The sequence below is a fragment of the Methylorubrum sp. SL192 genome, from assembly GCF_026672325.1.
Lineage (GTDB): Bacteria > Pseudomonadota > Alphaproteobacteria > Rhizobiales > Beijerinckiaceae > Methylobacterium > Methylobacterium extorquens.
In genome coordinates this window covers 1,083,473-1,100,530 of record NZ_JAPPQV010000003.1, presented here as the reverse complement: position 1 = coordinate 1,100,530, position 17,058 = coordinate 1,083,473, and the positions used below count along the sequence as shown (strand labels likewise).

Below are 17,058 nucleotides of genomic sequence, written 5' to 3'. Positions count from 1 at the left end.
TGCCGCGGAAGCGGGCAGCCATCCCCTTCCCGGACCGGCGCCCTAAATCAGCCGCCGTGTCTCGTCTCGCCCTCGTTCTTCTGCCGGCCGCCCTCGCCGTGCTCGCCGGTCCCTCGCGTGCGGCCCCCTCGCCCGAGAGCGAGACGGTGGAGCAGGCGCTCTGCCGTCTGATCGAGGACTCGGCCAAGGCACGGAAGCTGCCGGTACCGTTCCTGACGCGTCTGATCTGGCGCGAGAGCGCGTTTCGCGTCGGCGTGGTGAGCCCGGCCGGCGCACAGGGCGTGGCGCAGTTCATGCCGGGCACGGCCAAGGATCGCGGGCTGACGGATCCGTTCGACCCCGAACAGGCGATCCCGCACGCGGCGCATTTCCTGGCCGACCTCAAGCGGCAGTTCGGCAATCTTGGCCTCGCCGCGGCGGCCTATAACGGCGGGCCGGGGCGGGTCTCGGCCTGGCTCGCCGGGAGCGGCGGCCTGCCCGCCGAGACGCGGGCCTACGTCATCGGCATCACCGGCCGCCCGGCGGAGGATTGGCGGCCGAACGCCAATGTCGAGATGCCGGAGGGAGCCGATCCGTCGGGGAAGAAGCCCGAGGGCAAGAAGGCCGAGGGACAACCCGAGGACAAGCCGCCCCCGCCGGAGGCCGAGACGCAGAGCTGCCTTCAGGTCACCGCCGCCCTGCGCATCCCGTCGCGCGGGGACCGCTTCGCCCTGTCCGTCGAGGGAGGCCCGGCCGCGCCCTGGGGCGTGCAGCTCGCCGGCAACTTCTCGAAGTCGCTGGCACTCGCGAGCTTCCAGCGGGCGCGGGTCCGCTACACCAGCGTGATCGGCGAGGTGCGGCCGATGATCGTCGGCACCCGCCTGCGCTTTCGCGGCACCCGCACCTTCTACCGGGTGCGCATCCCGGCCGAGAGCCGGAACGCGGCTGACGGCCTCTGCCAGAAGATCCGCGGTGTCGGCGGCGCCTGCATCGTCCTGAGGACATAACTCCCAACGTCGCCACCCCGCGGCCATGAATCCGCCGCGACCGCCGCGTCAATCACGGGTCACATGATCAAGGCATTCGTCTCCCTCGTTTCGTTGGTCTGCCTCGGGCTCACCGCCCTAGGCCTGAGCGGCTGCTCGCCGCTGGCGCTGTTCGATGCGCTCGGGCCGCGCGACAAGGGCGGGCGCCTCGCGATCCGCGACGCGGCCTACGGCGCGGATCCGCGCCAGCGCCTCGACGTGTTCGTGCCGACCGTGCCCGTGGAGCGGGCGCCGGTGCTGGTGTTCTTCTACGGCGGCTCGTGGAACAGCGGCAGCAAGGACGACTACGCCTTCGCCGCGCAGGCCCTGGCCGCACAGGGCTTCGTGACCGTGCTGCCGGATTACCGGCTCTACCCGAAAGTGCGCTTTCCCGACTTCCTGAAGGACGGTGCGGCGGCCATCGCCTGGGTCCGCGACAACATCGCCGCGCAGGGCGGTGATCCCAGTCGGATCGTGCTCGCGGGCCATTCGGCGGGCGCCTACAACGCGGCGATGCTCGGGCTCGACCCCGAATATCTGCGCCAGGCCGGCGTCGATCCGCGGATCATCCGGGCAGTGGCCGGCCTGTCGGGTCCCTACGACTTCCTGCCCTTCGACCAGAAGACCTCGATCGACGTGTTCGGGCAGGCGCCCGATCCGGAGGCGACGCAGCCGGTCTCCTACGCCGGCGCCCACTCGCCGCCGACCTTCCTCGCCACCGGCGACAAGGATACCGTGGTGCGGCCCCGCAACACGGCGAGCCTCGCCGCACGCCTGCGCGAGGCCCGCGTGCCCGTGCAGGAACGGGTCTACGAGGGCCTCGACCATGCCGACACGCTGCTGTCGCTCTCCGTCAGCTTCCGCCGCAAGGCCCCGGTGCTCGCCGAGATGAGCGCCTTCCTGCACCAGCATGCGGGCGCGCGCCGGCTCACCACGCTGACGATGCACTGAACGCCCGTTCCGCGCTCGCCAAGCCGACGTCGCCCTTAGACCTCCCGCTCCTCCGGGATCGGCCGCGGTCGGCGGTCCGGCCCGATGGCGACGAAGGTGAAGAGGCCTTCCGTGACCTTCATGGTGGCCTCGCCCTCCCGCTCCCGGCGCCAGACCTCGACCTGGATGCGCATCGAGGTGCGGCCCGTCTTCACGATCCAGGCATAGAAGCTCACCTCGTCGCCGACGAAGACCGGGCGGTGGAAGGTCATCGCCTCCGCCGAGATCGTGGCGCAGCGCCCCCGTGCCCGGCGGGCGGCGACGTTGCCGGCGGCCATGTCCATCTGCGCCATCAGCCAGCCGCCGAAGATGTCGCCGGCCGGGTTCGTATCGGTGGGCATCGCCACGGTGCGGATCACCGCCTGCCCACGGTCGGTGGGCTGCACGGGCTCGGCGGAAGGCAGTTCGCTGGTCATCGGAAGGCTTTGCAAATCCTAGGATAAGTTCAAGCCTAACAGGTGGCGTGGCGCCGCCGCCACCGCGCCCGGTGACGGTGCTCGGGACTTGTTTCGCGCTCGCTCCTGCGCCCCTCGTGGGCGCCCCAGCCCCGATCGATCAAATGCGACGGATCGCGTTAACCGATTTTTAACTCGGCGATTGCGGGAACCAGACGGCCGTGAGAGCTTCATTAACGGAAGCTTAACTGCTCGGTCAGGGCCATGCGTATCGCGTTCTCCAAGCTCTGTGTCGTCCGGCCCGCCCTCACGACCCGCCTCCTGGCGGGCCTCGCCCTGGCCGGGGCTCTTCTCATCGCCGCGGCCCCGCGCGCCGAGGCCCAGCCGACCGCCGCGCTGCCCGCCATGAGCCTGTCGGCGGTCACCACCGGACCCGCTCGGCCGATCGCCGCCTGGGCCGAGTTCTGCGAGCGCTATCCCGGCGAATGCGCGGTCGATCGCACCGAGCCCGCCAGCATCACCCTGACCCCGGCGCTGTGGCAGACGATCAACGCGGTCAACCGCCGGATCAACCGGTCGGTGGAAGCGGTGACCGATGGGGACCATTGGCAGGCCGCCGACCGCTGGGATCTCGCCGAGGACGGCCGGGGCGATTGCGAGGACTTCCAGCTCCTGAAGCGCCGCCTGCTGGTCGAGGCCGGCCTGCCGCGCCGGGCGATGCGGATGACCGTGGTCATCGACGAGAAGGGCGAGGGCCACGCGGTCCTCACCCTCATCACCAACCGCGGCGACCTCGTGCTCGACAACAAGACCAACGCGGTCCTGCCCTGGCGCCAGACCGGCTACACCTTCGTCAAGCGCGAGAGCCAGGAGGCGGTGGGCTGGATGGCGCTCGGTCGTGACGCCTCGCCGCTCACGGCGGCCAACCGCTGATCCGGCTCCGCTTCATCGAAAGCGGAACCCTCTCAGCGAGCCCGCCCGGCGCCTGAGCGATGTCCAAATCCGCCATCCCGCAAATCCACCATTCCGCAAATCCGCCATCCCGCAAATCCGCCATCCCGAAGGGATCGATCGGATTGGGGATGAGGGAACTTTCTCAGAAATTTTCCCAGTCCCAAATCGGGACCAGCCCGGATCTGGCGCGTTAGCAGGCTTTAACGGTTCGGCGGCCAAGGTTGATGAGAGGTTTCCGCGAGCGCGTGCCGCCCCGGAAAACCCTGTCACCGCCTCAGGTTCGCCGTCCCAGGGTCCGCTCGTCCCATGCGTCGCGTCCTCCTCGCCAGTCTTACGACCCTTGCGACCCTTGCCGTCCTCGCCACCCTCCCCGCGCGGGCGGAGAGCCCGGAGGGTGCGCGCCACGCGGCGTGGCAAGTCTGTCTCGACGAGGCGTTCGCAGAACAGATCCGCACTACCAGCCGCAGCTTCGCCGCCACCAAAGCGGTCTCCACCTGCCGGGACCGCGAGGAGGCCTATCTCGGCGTGCTCGCCGGATCGCCGCTCCTCGACGGCGACGACGTCACCCGCATCCGCCCCGCCCTCGTCGCCCGCGCCCGCGACCGGCTGATGGGCGAGCGGCGTTTCAGTGCCCTCTGACCCCCTCCGGCATCTCGACCGCTCACGCCAGCATGTAGGCGAGCAGCGAGCGCAGTTGCGCCGGCTTGATCGGCTTGTGGACGAGTTCGGCCCCGGTGGCTTGGGCGCGGGCGGCGATGTCCGCGCCGTGGTCGGCCGTGGTGAGGATCACAGGTGTCACCCAGCCCCGGTTGCGCCGCAGGTAATCCACCACGTCGAGGCCGCAGGCGCCGTTGTCGAGGTGATAGTCGATCACCATCACGTCCGGCCGTGCCAGACCGGCACCGAGGGCAGCCACGACGCCCGCGAGATCGCGAAACACCTGCACCTCGGCATCCCAGTTGCGCAGGAGCCGCTGCAGCGCCTCTGCCGTGGAGGCGTCGTTCTCGATCGCCAGAACCCGCGCGCCCGTCAGCGCCGTCGCCAACGGAGCGAGTGTCACCCGAGGGTCCGGACGCTGGGTGGCGAGCGGCAGGGTGAGGCTCAGCCGCGTGCCGTGGCCGCTGCGGGAATGCAGTTCGATGGCATGCCCCAGGGTCGAGGCCATGCGCTGCACGATCGACAGGCCGAGCCCGAGGCCGATCCCGCCATCGTCGCACTCGCGCGCGCCACGAAAGAACTCCTCGAAGACCAGCCCACGCTCCGCCTCGGGAATGCCGCAGCCGGTATCGACCACGTCGATCCGGCAGAGCTTGTCCCGCCGCCGCGCCGCGATCAGCACGCCGCCGCTCTCGGTGTAGCGGATCGCGTTCGAGACGAGGTTCTGGAGGATGCGCTGGAGCAGGATCCCGTCGGTCTCCACCACGAGGTCGGCGCAGCGGGTGACGAGGCGCAGCTCCTTGCGCTCGGCGAAGGGCCGGAAGCTGGCCTCGATCCCGGCCACGAGGTCGGCGAGCCGCACCGGCTTGATCACGGGGCGCACGATGCCGGCATCGAGCTTCGAGATGTCGATGAGCGCCTTGATCAGGTCTTCGATCGTCTCCAGGCCGCGCTCGACCTGCCGGGCGATCCCCTGCGCTTCCGGCCCCGGCGCGAGGTCGGTCAGCGCGGACAGCGAGAGCCGGGCGGCGTTGAGCGGCTGGAGCAGATCGTGGCTGGCCGCGGCCAGGAAGCGCGTCTTCGAGCGGTTGGCGGTCTCGGCCTCTTCCTTGGCGGCCTGCATCGCCGCGTTCGAGCGCTCTAGGCTGTTCATCAGCGCAGTCAGCTCTTCGGTGCGGGCGCGGACGCGGCCCTCCAGCATGATCGCGGTCTGGAACAGCGAGTAAGCGCCGCCCTGCTGATCCATGGTGCGCTCGACATGGGCCATCAGCGCCGCGTTGATGCGCTCGAGCTTGGCCACGCGATGCGTCAGGGCCTCGATGGTCTGCGGTTCGGAGGGCGGTTCCATCCAGAGGCCTGGGCGGTTCATCGGGCCGTCGTCATGTCGGGATCTTCGCGTCGCGGCGCTCCGGCGCCTCGGCCCGGCCGATGGCGATGCCGGTAAAAGTCTGGTTGAGGTGCATCGAGCGGTACTGCTCGCCATAGGTCTCGAAGCCGACCACGCCATAGCGACGGTACAGGTCGGCGATGCGGTGGCGCACCTGCCGGCTCTCGGCATCGAGCCGGCGAAACACGCAATCGAAGCCGATCACGAGGTCGAGCCCGCCGAGCGAGGCGTCGAGGCTTTCGAGTTCGGCCCGCGTCGCCTCGACGATGTCGCGGGGCTGCGCCAGCGTCAGCACCACGCCCTCGCCGATGGCGCAGAAGAAGGTCATCGAGCCGTCCGGCTCCACCCGGCTGATCGAGCGGCAGTAATATTCCCCGCCGATCTTCACCGCGAGTGGATAGGCGGCAAAGCTCATCGTCGAGAGGTTTTCCGGGTCGAGCCCCACCGCCATGGCGTATTCGCGCGCCGCGGGCTCGGCGTTGAGTTCGGTGACGCGCCGCTCGTCCTCGCGGGCGGCGGTGACCACGAATTTGCGGTTGGTCGGCTCGAAATTGTCGCTCTTGAAGATCCGGATCGGGAAATCGGTCTCGACCAGAAGGATCACCGCCGCCTCGCGGCAGACTTGGCCCTCGTGGATCAGCACCGTGCTGCGGAAGGCGAGGTCGTCGCCGGCCGAGCCGCCGATGAGCGGGATGCCGTCGAGCGCCCAAGCCACCGCCGAGACCACCGTCTCCTCCGCATTGGAGAGCGAGTCGATCAGCGACAGGGCGAAGCGGTGGCCGCTGCCGCCGTCCGGCCGCCCGCCGTCGAGGGTCCGGCGCAGGCCGCGCACGGTCGAGGCCGCCCCCTCCACGTCGAGCCGGGCGATGTCGGTGAGCAGGCCCGAGACAATGCGAAAGCCCTGGCGGGGGAAGGCGATGGCGACGAGGCCGCGGTCGATCGAGCCCGCCGGGCTGATCCCGCCGGAAGTGGAGCAGCCGGTGAGCCCGACGCCGGGAAACTGCGCCGCGAGCGCGGCCGTGAGGGTTTCCGCGTCGTAGGCCGGCGAGAAGAAGACGATCAGGTGGCCGACGACCGACCGGTCGATGGCCCCCGCCACGGCTGCGACTGCGCCCAAAGCGTCGCCCGCATCCGTCCAGGCCGTCTGGATTCCGCACAGATGCCCGCGCATCTGCGTGCCGTGCGCCACCGCCTCGCTCCCTCGCACAGGGTCTGTTCCGGCAGGCCGGCCGCCCCTGACATATTGTGCACGACTATGTCCGTGGTGCAGGGGCGTGGCAATGGGCGGGGCGGAGCTGTGTGAATGCCGGCGGCAGACTCCGCCCCTTCCGGGACATCACGGACAGGATCCCGCACAATCCCCCATCACTTCAGCAAGGCGCGCTGAAATCCGGGACGGGCTCGGCACCGCGCAAGGTAGTCTTGGATGACAGGCGCGTATGTCTCGACGGCGCGAAGCGCCTGGCCAAGTCCGAGGGCATAGACGACGGACACATCCGCTGCCGTGAATGCGGATCCCGCAAGATAGTCATGCTCCTCAAGGCGGCTCTGGATGGCGGGCAGCCGCGCACGGAAGATGGCCCGAGCAGCCTCGACGCCCGCATTTTCTCGCTGATCTTCAGGGCCGATGAACCAGCAATGTGCAACGACCGTCATCGGCCCCGCGAGACTGGCCTCTCCAAAATGGAAATACTGGAGATAGGAAGGATAGGAGGCCTCCGATGGCTGCGGCGCGAGGGGTGTGGGCCCGTAGCGCGCGACCAGATACTCGATGATGGCGGTGGATTCGCTGATCACGACATCGCCATCCCGCAGGACGGGAATGGAGCCGGCCGGGTTGAGACGCATGAACTCGGCATCGGAACGATGTCTCGGGAAATCGACGAGGCGGACCTCGTAAGGCAGCCCCGTCTCCTCAAGCATCCACAACACCCGAAGCGAGCGGGTCCGCGGTGCGTGAAACACGGTGATCATAACCGAGCCTCTCCCAGGCCAAGACGATTGCGGTGCCCTGAGACGACGGAGTCCTGCTCTCGTCCGCCTCAGTGGGCGGCCTTAGAGCGCATTCCGACGAAACGGTCACCGGTTCGCCGAAAGAATGGGTGTCAAAACAAGGACCTAGAAGCGCGGGCCCGATGCAATCCGGTCGGATACGGCTCTCGCGCGTCTGAAGCCCCGGTCAGCGACCGTTCTCGCTCTGGCGAGGACGCGCCGCGGTCGTCTTGTGAGCGACACTCGAACGGGTTCGAGCAACGCCCTCCGGATCTCGCCCCTAAGCCGCGGCCGCCGGCTGCTCGCCCCGTGCCCGGTAGGACAAAGCCTCGGCCAGATGCAGCCGCCGCACCTGCGCCTCGCCATCGAGGTCGGCCAGCGTTCGGGCGACCCGCAGCGTGCGGTGGAAGCCGCGGGCGGACAGCCGCATGGTCTCGGCCGCGTGGCGGATCAGCGCCGCCCCCTCGGCATCGGGCGCGGCGGCGGATTCGATGACGGTCGCCGGGCAGGTGGCGTTGGTCGTGGCGGCGGGCAGACCGAGGGCGGCGTAGCGCGCGCTCTGGAGGGCGCGGGCCGCAGCGACCCGCGCGGCGGCCTCGGCCGAGCCTTCCGCGGGCGGCGGCAGGATCAGGTCGGCCGCGGTCACCGCTGCGACCTCGATCCGCAGGTCGATCCGGTCGAGCAGCGGCCCGGAGATGCGGGCGCCGTACTGGGCGACGCAGCGTTCGTTCGGCCCCCGGCGGCAGGCATAGCCGGGCTCCAGCGCCATGCCGCAGCGGCACGGGTTCATCGCCGCCACGAGCTGGAACCGCGCCGGGTAAGTCGTCCGGTGGTTCCTCACTTTGGTCAGATACACATCCCGGTGGGACGCGTGAGCCGGCTCAATGTGGCGGGCTGACATCCGCCCCACCAGCGTGGGGCACTGAAGCGTCAGGCTCAGCGGCAGCCCACTCTTCGCCTGCCACTCCTCCCACTCACGCTCCGAAACAGTTTTTGAGCGCGGCCATCAATTCCGCATGCCGTTCGCTCTGAGGGAAGCGGTGATCTTCACGCCCCCATCAACTTCGAACAGGCCAACTTCGAAGTCACCGATCAACTCGAAGTGGGAGATGACGATCTCGCCGCCCGCCTGACGCACAAGCGCCGACAAGGCGTACATCCCCAGGGGAACGATATTCTCGTCAGGGATTGGGCGCTCGCCAGTGCTGACCGGCGAGGTGAGGCTGAAGCTTTGTCCGTCATGGCCGCGATCATGCCACGACCGCACCCGCAAGCATAGGTAAGATCATCCGCCGGCCACTGACTTTCAAAGTGCGCTAGTTTTCGTCACTGTCAAACTAAGTCCGCCGGCCATCGATTGATGACGCGCCGCGGAATTAAGCAATCCTGAGCGGTGTGACTTGCCACATCGGGGATTCGTCCCCATCCTCCCACACAGAATCGTGCCCGCGGTGGGCGCGAATCATGTGGAGACCGTCGCGACGGATTGACGACGAAGAACGCAGAAACCGCCAATCCCCGGCAAGGGACAGGCGGTTCCGCCCTCTAAGAATGAGGGATGCAGATAGATGGGTGTCTTCGCAAACCCCATCCCACAGTATCCCAACTCGCCTGTCAACACTTCTGACAGGTCTCTAGTCGTGTCCCGACGCGGCGTCCCGATGGGGATGACCGTGAACGACCTTGTATGCCTTGAGCGCGTCGGCGCTTGGCTGCGCGCCAAGCTCGCCGAACCCGGAATGCTGCGCGGACGCCAGCGCGGTGAGGAGTACACCAACCGGCTGGTCGAGTTCGGCCTTTACGTCGCCCGCGTGCATGGCCGCGACGATCACGAGCACATCTTTCCGCTTTCGCGGATGCCGATGTCGGGGCTGGTCTCGCTCGGCTTCCCCGAATGGTCGATCCGCAGTTTCATCGGCGTGCTCGAACGCATCGGCTTCATCACCCCGGAAGGGCCGTTGATGCGGCGCTGTCATGTCGGCACCGTCAGCCCGACCGCCGGGGGCAAGGCCGTTTGGTGGTGCCCGCGGCAGTTTCGGTTGGGTGCCGCGATCCGCAGCCTATTCGGCAAATCGCCAGACGCCGACCTTAACGCCTCACCTTTCGAAAGCCAATCCGCCCAAGATGAAACCCTCAACGTTAGAGGATTAGAAGATGATAATAGGGGGAGGAATGATTTCGGTGAATCTCCATTTCTGGGCGGATTGACCGAAGAGACCATGGCGGTGACCGGTCTGGACGACGATCCGATTGACGACGACCTCGAAGCTGCGCTGGACGGTTACCGTACGACCGTCGTTCCCCAGGCGATGCCCGATCGTCGGCGCAGCGAGCAGGCTTGGGCCGGGGAACAGACGTTCGCGGAGAAGGCGGAGGGGTGGAAGGCGCGGGGCGGTGCGTTGGCCGGGGAGAGGCTGAGTGCGACGGCGCTCGGTGCGGGCCTACGGCGGCGCTGCGGGCGGTGATCTCCGCAACTGAAGAGGATCGACACTCTCAACCAGTAAATCCGGCTTACGGGATCGATGTTGGCTGGTTAATTTAACGATACCAGAAGCTCAAATCGAGAAATTGTCGAAGTCTTCGTTGACGATTTATGGGGGTGATGGCAGATTTACCGTCAAGAGAGCAGAGCACCACCTACCTCTACAAACTCAGTCTCACGACGGCCAGTCCGGGTCGCAACGGGGAGTGTCGTATAGATCGCACGAAAGGAACGGCCATGGATCACCAGTTCTTCAACATGCTGACCGATCACGGGTGGGCAAAACCTCCGCGCGCCGTTCGATCAAAGATGAACGCTGAGTTCGTGGCGATTGACGATATGTTCGAACGAAATCTCGCGCGAGAACTCCGCGGCGAGAAACTGATTTGGCGAAAGCCGAAACAGGCTGGCGCAGAAATCTTCCAAACCTCTCGCAGATTGTACGAGGATTTGCAGTCGATTTCGAAGAATGAGCAAGACAGCTTCAAAATTGCTGTGCTGGCTTGTCGCGCCGTGTTCGGCGATCTGTTCGACACTCTGGGGGAGTTGGAGGCAGTAAGATCGGCAAAGCTGTTTCTGTGCGTGTACGATCGGCTTCGCATACAACTCACCCGTATCATCACGAGCGTAGTCGAGCACCAGCCGGATACATTGGCAGCAATCTCGCGACATTCCGTCGAGATGTCTATCCGACACAAAGACATGTTCGCGCGAAAAAATTGCTCGGTGAGCGAGGCGGCGGTGAATGTCTGGGCGACCCTCGTATCGGAGCGGATCGCGCAGTTCATCATGGAAGAGTTGAAGCGCAACCTCGTTTAAGGCTCGTCAAAGGATCGAGTCTCCGACAGCGACGGCACGATCCCGCTCAAACCCTTGGGCGGGATCGATCTCCGCGACCCTCAGATGGCGGGCGAGAACGACGTAGGGGCGCACGCGAAGCCATCGGTCTGCGACGGGATGAAGCCCATGTTCATGTCGTTGACCATCACCGACCCGTTCGCCTGCACCCGTTGATAGACGGTTCCGCTGACGCTTGAGACGTGCGTGCCGCTTTCCGCCCTGAGTATGCAGGCGAAGGTCACGTCTTTGACCGGATAGTTGTTCCGGTTCGAGACGACGAAGCTCAGTTCGAGGACGGTCCCGAAGCCGGTCCGGTTGCCCCGCAGGCTACCGATCGAAATCTTCGAGACTCCGTTCTCCGGTAGCGCTGTTGCCTGTGCCGGCTCGCGGTTCTGGGTGCTAAACAACCACGTCAGCAGTCCGCCGACGATTGCCATTCCAACGAGGGTATTCCGTAGCTTTTCCATCGCGCCGTGCCTCTCCTTCGCAAGAGAGTTGCACGTCGCAACTTAAGCGACTGTCACGGCGTACGGTTGAGGTTGCGCTCTTCGAAACCATTCAATTTTTTCGATCGCGCCCGCCCTTAGGCGGGGTCGATCGCGAAAAACACCTCCTACTTCAACTTCTTCGCCACCTGACATGCCGTCACCAAAGCCGCCGTAGCGCTCGAACCGTTCACAAGCTCGACCCACTGATTTTCGGGACGGTCGCGTTCCATCTTCGCAACCGTGTCGCCCTCGCCGAGCGTTTGGTAGAGCAGCCGGTGGCAGTCACCGCGCCGTGAAGCGTAGTTGACCATCCCACCGACCGGGCCACCGGGGGCAACCTGTTGCTTCGTCACGTACCGTACGAGCGGGCCGTCTTCTGAGATCACGTCGAGCATCGTGTAGGTGATCCGGTCGCCCTCTCGCTTGTGAATGAACGGCTGGAAACCCGTTTGCGAGACGTACTCCGCGGGCTTGTCTTCCCCGCACCCGGCCACCACCAACGCCATCACGGTAGCGAACATCTGGCGTGACGTTAGGGGCATCGCGGTGATCTCCGTTGACGCCGCACCTTACGCCCTAACGGTTGCCTGACTGTTGCTAGTCGCTCCGATACAATGGCTTCCCGTCTACGCGCTGTTCACCGAGCGAGGGGCCTCGCCAACGATCTCAGTGGTGGAACCTGACGCATGCGATCTGCGGCCGGATTGAGGGAGGTGATTTCGCCGAGATTTGCCCACCGCCTTACGACATCACCCTCGCTCCCACCTCCGCGATCATGGCGGAAGCATCAGCGTCTCGGCGCTGGTGATCGCACTTCGAGCCCGAGAACTTCACGACCGGCGGCTGCCAATCTGTTGCAGACGTTCGTAAGGTCCGTGCGCCGTGTTACCGTTGAACATGGACGCATTCTCCGATCCGCAGGCCGTTGCCCGCTACGCCGAAAATCCGCCGCGGATGGTACCCGGCTACGCCGACCTGCAACGCATGGCAGGGCTTCTTCTGGCAGAGCGTGCACCGAACGACGCTCAGGTGCTCGTTCTCGGCGCAGGCGGCGGCCTCGAACTCAGGGTCTTTGCCGAGGCGCAGCCTGAATGGTTGTTCGTCGGCGTCGATCCGTCCGCCGCGATGCTCGACCTCGCTCGGATGACGCTCGGTGAACTCGCGGTCCGAGCAGAGTTGCACGAGGGCCTAATCGATAGCGCGCCGGAAGGCCCATTCGACGGCGCGACCTGCATTCTGACCCTGCACTTCATCGAGCGTGAGGAGCGCCTACGAACGCTTCAAGAGGTGCGGCGTCGCTTGAAGGCGGGTGCTCCCTTCGTGACCGCACATTTCAGCATCACGAGAGGCGAGGTCGATCTCTGGATGTCACGGTATGCCGTCTTCGCGATCTCATCCGGCATCGAGCGTTCGCAGGCAGAAGCTGCTCGGTTCGGGATCGCGGAGCGGTTGCCGATCCTTTCGCCTGAGGAAGATGAGCAGCTTCTCCGCGATGCCGGATTCACCGGCATCAGCCTCTTCTACGTTGGCTTCGCGTTCCGGGGGTGGGTCGCCTACGCCTGATCTCCGCTTCCACCCTTTGCAGCCCAACGCTTCTTGGGTCATCGTAGGTTGATGGATTCCGTCTACCTGCTCTGGCACGTCCGGGCTGATGATCCCTACAAAGAGAATGCAAAGCTCATCGGTGTCTACCGATCCCAAGAGAGTGCGGACGCAGCCGTGCTGAGGGTGAAAGGGCAGCCGGGCTTTCGCGATCGTCCCGAGGGTTTCGAGGTTTCGGTCTATCCCCTCGACAAGGACCATTGGACCGAGGGCTTTGTTTCCGTTCGCTACGACGAGGAAGGCTGAGCCGCTTTCCACCCGCTGCGGACCTCATCACGGCGCACGGATTTCGCGATTTCGGCCACTTTACCGGCCCCCATCCGATTGGGTGCAACCGGACGTATGATGAAGGTGGTGATCTGGCGGAAATCAACGCGATCATCTGCACCACAGGCACGGTCCGGGTCTGAGCCCGAATTCGGGAATCGCGATCACCACTCCAGCCGCCGTGGCATGCCCGGGAAGTTCACCCCGCCCGTCAGGCTCCCGGCCCTCCCGATAAGACTCACGCCGAGATGCCATATTCTATAGGCGAAGATCACCGCCTGTGACCCAGTTCACCCCTTAACGGGATCGTTGCAGCCCAATCGGGAGCCTTCGATCTGCCGGCCTTGCCGGTGATCTCGCCGACGTTCGATGAGATCACCAGCTTCGCTGGCACGGTCCGCTCTTGTGCACCGTGACCGGGAACACCGACGCGTGCGATAGGAGCCGTGCCGTGCCGAGACGCAGGGTGGTTCCCAGGTCTCACAAAAGGAACTGCGGGCTTCGTACGCGACGGCGGCTGAGATTTGTGTGTCCCCTTGCCTCGATCCTGACAGGGAGACCGTCACCTCTCTGTCATGCTATGCCGAGCAGGTGTCGATCAACGCTCGACGCGCCAGAGGGGGCGCTGGGAGATCAATAGGTTCGATATGGCTTCGCTTGAAGCGATTGCAAACACTCTACGCAGCGTAGCGGCGAGCGGCATGAAGCCGAAAGCGTTGCTGGCAGCCGTGCGTGCGCGGCACCCGGAGGCGACCAAGAAGGAAGTCGTCCGTGCGGCCTTCTACGCGCTGACTGAGAGCCACGGCGATGCCCCCGAGCACCTTCGGGACCTGTGATCGGCCCCCACGCGGTGGTCCAAGTTCTAAGTTAGTGCAGGGTCGGCCTTTGCTCCACGGGTCGCTTGGCCGGCGGAGCCGACCGGGTGAGCGCAGCCGGCCAAGCGGTGAAGGCCGGCACGAACACCTCCGGGGCCGGTGGTCGGTAGCCGAGCGAGGCGTGCGGGCGCACGCTGTTGTAGTGTAGACGCCAACTCTCGATCACGATCTGCGCCTCCTTGAGCGTGTAGAAGATCTCACCGTTCAAAAGCTCGTCCCGTAGTCGTGCGTTGAAGCTCTCGACGTAACCGTTCTCCCATGGCGAACCGGGTGCGATGTAGGCTGTTCTGGCGCCGACATCGGTGATCCAGGCCTGCACGGACTTGGCGATGAACTCCGGACCGTTGTCCGAGCGGATATGGCCGGGCACGCCGCGCAGGATGAACAGGTCGGACAGCACGTCGATCACGTCCGCCGCCTTCAGCTTGCGTGCGACGCGGATCGCCAGGCACTCCCGCGTGAACTCATCGACCACGTTCAGCATCCGGAACTTGCGGCCCTCGTGCGTGCGGGCTTCGACAAAGTCGTAGGACCAGACGTGATCGCGACGCTCCGCCCGCAATCGCAGGCAGGAACCATCCCCGTCCCAGATGCGGCCGCGCTTGGGCTGCCGAGACGGGACCTTCAGCCCCTCGCGCCGCCAGATCCGCTCGACCCGCTTGTCGTTGACGAACCAGCCCGCCGCCTTCAGCAATGCACCGATCTTCCGGTAGCCGTAGCGCCCGTACTGGCGAGCCAGTTCCACGAGGTCGGCTGTCAGCGCGGCCTCATCCTCTCTTCCCCGCGGCACCTTGCGCTGCGTCGAGCGATGCTGCCCGAGCGCCCGACAGGCGCGGCGCTCGGAGACGTCTAGGACGTTCATGACATGCGCGATGCAGGCGCGTCGGCGCGCGGGGCTGGTCAGTTTCCCCGAGCGGCCTCCTGCAGGATCAGCTTGTCGAGGGTGAGATCCGCAATCGCCTTGCGCAGCCGCTGGTTCTCAACCTCCAAGTCCTTCATCCGTCGAACCTGATCGCTCTTCAGGCCGCCGTACTCCTTGCGCCAGCGGTAGTAGGTCACTTCCGTCACGCCGATGGCCCGGATCGCCTCCGCCACGCTCTGGCCCTGCGAGACCAGAACATCCACCTGCCGCAGCTTGGCGACCACGTCTTCCGGCTTGTGCCGCTTCGTTCCCATCTGTCCGTCCTCATCTGGCTCAAAAGCCATACCTCAGGGCGGACCACTTCAGTGGGGGCGGATCAGGTCGATTGATACCACCCTCCCCCGCTGCGCTTCCGCGCGCTCAGCGTAGGTGCGCCGATCGCGTTCAGGTGCTTCGCAATGGCGTGCGCTCCCATCCCGTTCGCCGCGAGATCGAACGCCTTCTCGACCACCGCGATGACCGGCTCGTTGCGCGACCAATCGGCGTTCAGCCACCCCGGTGGGTTCTGCCCTTTGACTTTGTGGCCGGGCGTCGTCCGGGCGAGAGCGATTTGCCCTTCCCACCATTTCGACGTGCGGAACCGTTTGATCGCCGACTCCTCGTTTCCGCGCGTCATGACGACGAGCGATCCCATCAAAAGATAAGGATTCTCGTCCATCGTCTCGATGTCGTAGCGGCGATCTCCGTCACCGAGGGTGATGATGACGATCCCCGCGTTGATGATCTCTAAGAAGATCGGCATCGCGAGACGCACCTTGTCGCGGGACAGCCGGTCGAGGCTTTCCACGAGAAGATACGAGCCGGGCGTGATATGCCCTTCCTCTACCATAGCGCGAAAACGACCGAGAGCACCCTTCCTCAGGTTGTCGCCCGTGAAGGCGCTGACGCCGATGTCGCGAAGGGTCTCATCAAGGACCAGCCCGTGCTTCGCCGCGTACTCCCGACTTTGCTTCATCTGGCGCTGGATGCCGCTTCCGCGCTCCTGCTTTTTCGTACTGATTCGCGCGTAACTGTATGCAATGGTTGGGACTTCACCCATGGGTCATCGCCCTCAGAAGCTATCTGAGGACCGGCGTAGCACGCTGGTGTGTTTCTAACCAGAATGGTTCGCGCGGGCGATCATGATCTCGCCCGTCTCCATCGGCTGGCGCAGGGAATCGAGCACCTGCGGCGTGAATTCGGGCAACTCGTCGAGGAACAGCACGCCGCCATGGGCGAGCGAGGCCTCGCCGGGCCGCGCGTTGAGCCCGCCGCCGACCAGCGCCGCCATGGAGGCGGAATGGTGCGGCTGGCGGAACGGGCGCCGGTTCGAGAGGGCCCCGCCTTTCAGCTCGCCCGCGACCGACTGGATCATCGAGACTTCGAGCAGTTCGCGCGGGCCCAAAGGCGGCAGGATCGAGGGAAGACGCGCGGCGAGCATCGACTTGCCGGCGCCCGGTGGGCCGTTCATCAGCAGGTTGTGGCCACCGGCCGCCGCGATCTCCAGGGCACGCTTGGCGCCCTCTTGGCCCTTGATGTCGCGCAGATCCGACATCGGCCCGGCGGGTGCCGCCACCGCGGGCTGCGGCCGGGCCATCACTTGGCTGCCCTTGAAGTGGTTGGCGAGCTGGATCAGCGAGCGCGGCGCCAGCACATCCATGTCGCCAGCAGCCCAGGCCGCCTCGGGCCCGGTCGCGGCCGGGCAGATCAGGCCGAGGCCGCGCCCGTTGGCTGCCATCGCCGCGGGCAGCACGCCGGCCACCGCGGTGATCGAGCCGTCGAGCGCCAGTTCGCCGAGCACGCAATAGCCGCCGAGCGCGTCCGCCGGCAGCGCGCCGATGGCGCCCATCACCGCGAGCGCGATCGGCAGGTCGTAATGCGAGCCTTCTTTGGGCAGATCGGCCGGAGCGAGGTTGATCGTGATGCGCTTGGCCGGCAGCGCCAATCCCGAGGCGATCAGCGCCGAACGGACCCGCTCGCGCGATTCCGCCACCGCTTTGTCGGCCAGACCGACGATGGTGAAGGCGACGGCGCCCGCCGCGATCTGCACTTGCACATCGACGGCACGCGCCTCGATCCCCTCGAAGGCGACGGTGGCGACGCGCGTGACCATGGTGCTGCGGCAAGCTCCGAACCCGGAGGTTGCAACCTAGGCGGCACTACGCGCGCTGGCAATCATGAGCGGGGCCGTATGCAGGGCCATCGCTCGAAGCCGCAGGAGCGG

General features: G+C 66.1%; 17 protein-coding genes and 3 pseudogenes. 9 read left to right on the top strand and 11 right to left on the bottom strand.

The window, feature by feature from the left end; translation table 11 throughout:
- Positions 1 to 56: 56 nt before the first annotated feature.
- Entirely contained in the window at positions 57 to 986 is a 930-nt protein-coding gene (locus tag OVA30_RS05930; protein WP_268174901.1) for a lytic transglycosylase domain-containing protein, read from the top strand.
- A gap of 63 nt (positions 987 to 1,049) precedes the next feature.
- On the top strand, positions 1,050 to 1,955 hold the full coding sequence (locus tag OVA30_RS05925) for an alpha/beta hydrolase (protein WP_012253476.1): 906 nt from the start codon (positions 1,050 to 1,052) through the stop codon (positions 1,953 to 1,955).
- Between the two features lie 35 nt (positions 1,956 to 1,990).
- Here OVA30_RS05925 and OVA30_RS05920 read toward each other — a convergent pair whose 3' ends face one another.
- Positions 1,991 to 2,410: an acyl-CoA thioesterase gene (locus OVA30_RS05920; RefSeq protein WP_003605809.1), complete on the bottom strand. Its 420-nt coding sequence runs from the start codon at positions 2,408 to 2,410 to the stop codon at positions 1,991 to 1,993.
- A 243-nt stretch (positions 2,411 to 2,653) separates the two neighbouring features.
- Between OVA30_RS05920 and OVA30_RS05915 the strand changes: the two genes are divergently transcribed.
- Both OVA30_RS05915 and OVA30_RS05910 read left to right on the top strand, forming a co-directional pair.
- Positions 2,654 to 3,322 (top strand): transglutaminase-like cysteine peptidase, encoded by a 669-nt coding sequence (locus OVA30_RS05915; RefSeq protein ID WP_268174898.1) that lies wholly within the window; start codon positions 2,654 to 2,656, stop codon positions 3,320 to 3,322.
- Between the two features lie 327 nt (positions 3,323 to 3,649).
- Positions 3,650 to 3,982, top strand: a complete 333-nt coding sequence (locus tag OVA30_RS05910) for a hypothetical protein (protein WP_268174897.1) — start codon at positions 3,650 to 3,652, stop codon at positions 3,980 to 3,982.
- A gap of 22 nt (positions 3,983 to 4,004) precedes the next feature.
- Here the strand turns inward: OVA30_RS05910 and OVA30_RS05905 are convergent, their stop codons facing one another.
- The 5 genes and pseudogenes from OVA30_RS05905 to OVA30_RS05885 all read right to left on the bottom strand — a co-directional run bounded on the left by OVA30_RS05905 (position 4,005) and on the right by OVA30_RS05885 (position 8,652).
- Complete coding sequence (locus OVA30_RS05905) at positions 4,005 to 5,369, bottom strand: ATP-binding response regulator (protein ID WP_268174896.1); 1,365 nt, start codon at positions 5,367 to 5,369, stop codon at positions 4,005 to 4,007.
- Positions 5,370 to 5,379: 10 nt separating this feature from the next.
- Positions 5,380 to 6,576, bottom strand: a complete 1,197-nt coding sequence (locus OVA30_RS05900) for an FIST N-terminal domain-containing protein (protein WP_268177460.1) — start codon at positions 6,574 to 6,576, stop codon at positions 5,380 to 5,382.
- A 176-nt stretch (positions 6,577 to 6,752) separates the two neighbouring features.
- On the bottom strand, positions 6,753 to 7,361 hold the full coding sequence (locus OVA30_RS05895) for a glutathione S-transferase family protein (protein WP_268174895.1): 609 nt from the start codon (positions 7,359 to 7,361) through the stop codon (positions 6,753 to 6,755).
- 298 nt (positions 7,362 to 7,659) lie between these two features.
- Positions 7,660 to 8,214 (bottom strand): annotated as a pseudogene (locus OVA30_RS05890) (ATP-binding protein); the annotation flags it as partial.
- Positions 8,215 to 8,385: 171 nt separating this feature from the next.
- On the bottom strand, positions 8,386 to 8,652 hold the full coding sequence (locus tag OVA30_RS05885; RefSeq protein ID WP_268174894.1) for a hypothetical protein: 267 nt from the start codon (positions 8,650 to 8,652) through the stop codon (positions 8,386 to 8,388).
- A 394-nt stretch (positions 8,653 to 9,046) separates the two neighbouring features.
- Here OVA30_RS05885 and OVA30_RS05880 point away from each other — a divergent pair, with 394 nt between their 5' ends.
- Together OVA30_RS05880 and OVA30_RS05875 are read left to right on the top strand one after the other, a co-directional pair.
- A complete protein-coding gene (locus OVA30_RS05880) occupies positions 9,047 to 9,844 on the top strand; it encodes a hypothetical protein (protein WP_268174893.1) in 798 nt (265 codons plus the stop codon).
- Between the two features lie 254 nt (positions 9,845 to 10,098).
- Positions 10,099 to 10,680 carry a hypothetical protein gene (locus OVA30_RS05875; protein ID WP_268174892.1) on the top strand — a complete coding sequence of 194 codons (582 nt, stop codon included), beginning with the start codon at positions 10,099 to 10,101 and terminating at the stop codon, positions 10,678 to 10,680.
- An 80-nt stretch (positions 10,681 to 10,760) separates the two neighbouring features.
- Here the strand turns inward: OVA30_RS05875 and OVA30_RS05870 are convergent, their stop codons facing one another.
- Together OVA30_RS05870 and OVA30_RS05865 are read right to left on the bottom strand one after the other, a co-directional pair.
- A complete protein-coding gene (locus OVA30_RS05870; protein ID WP_268174891.1) occupies positions 10,761 to 11,138 on the bottom strand; it encodes a hypothetical protein in 378 nt (125 codons plus the stop codon).
- A 176-nt stretch (positions 11,139 to 11,314) separates the two neighbouring features.
- On the bottom strand, positions 11,315 to 11,710 hold the full coding sequence (locus tag OVA30_RS05865) for a hypothetical protein (protein WP_268174890.1): 396 nt from the start codon (positions 11,708 to 11,710) through the stop codon (positions 11,315 to 11,317).
- Between the two features lie 376 nt (positions 11,711 to 12,086).
- On the opposite strand from OVA30_RS05865, the gene OVA30_RS05860 reads away from it, so the two are divergent.
- From OVA30_RS05860 to OVA30_RS05850, 3 genes and pseudogenes are all read left to right on the top strand, one after another.
- Positions 12,087 to 12,752 (top strand): class I SAM-dependent methyltransferase, encoded by a 666-nt coding sequence (locus OVA30_RS05860; protein ID WP_268174889.1) that lies wholly within the window; start codon positions 12,087 to 12,089, stop codon positions 12,750 to 12,752.
- A gap of 51 nt (positions 12,753 to 12,803) precedes the next feature.
- Entirely contained in the window at positions 12,804 to 13,037 is a 234-nt protein-coding gene (locus tag OVA30_RS05855) for a DUF7336 domain-containing protein (RefSeq protein ID WP_238222944.1), read from the top strand.
- Between the two features lie 668 nt (positions 13,038 to 13,705).
- A pseudogene (locus OVA30_RS05850) lies at positions 13,706 to 13,891 on the top strand (hypothetical protein); the annotation flags it as partial.
- 34 nt (positions 13,892 to 13,925) lie between these two features.
- On the opposite strand, the gene OVA30_RS05845 reads toward OVA30_RS05850, so the two are convergent.
- The 3 genes and pseudogenes from OVA30_RS05845 to OVA30_RS05835 all read right to left on the bottom strand — a co-directional run.
- A protein-coding gene (locus OVA30_RS05845) for an IS3-like element ISMex5 family transposase (RefSeq protein WP_253386706.1) occupies positions 13,926 to 15,109 on the bottom strand; the annotation gives its coding sequence in 2 pieces (ribosomal slippage) (positions 13,926 to 14,845 and positions 14,845 to 15,109; 1,185 coding nt in all).
- A gap of 62 nt (positions 15,110 to 15,171) precedes the next feature.
- The gene (locus tag OVA30_RS05840) at positions 15,172 to 15,894 is read right to left on the bottom strand and encodes a recombinase family protein (RefSeq protein ID WP_268174888.1); all 723 of its coding nucleotides are present in this window, start codon (positions 15,892 to 15,894) and stop codon (positions 15,172 to 15,174) included.
- A gap of 63 nt (positions 15,895 to 15,957) precedes the next feature.
- Positions 15,958 to 16,947 (bottom strand): annotated as a pseudogene (locus OVA30_RS05835) (YifB family Mg chelatase-like AAA ATPase); the annotation flags it as partial.
- Positions 16,948 to 17,058: the final 111 nt, after the last annotated feature.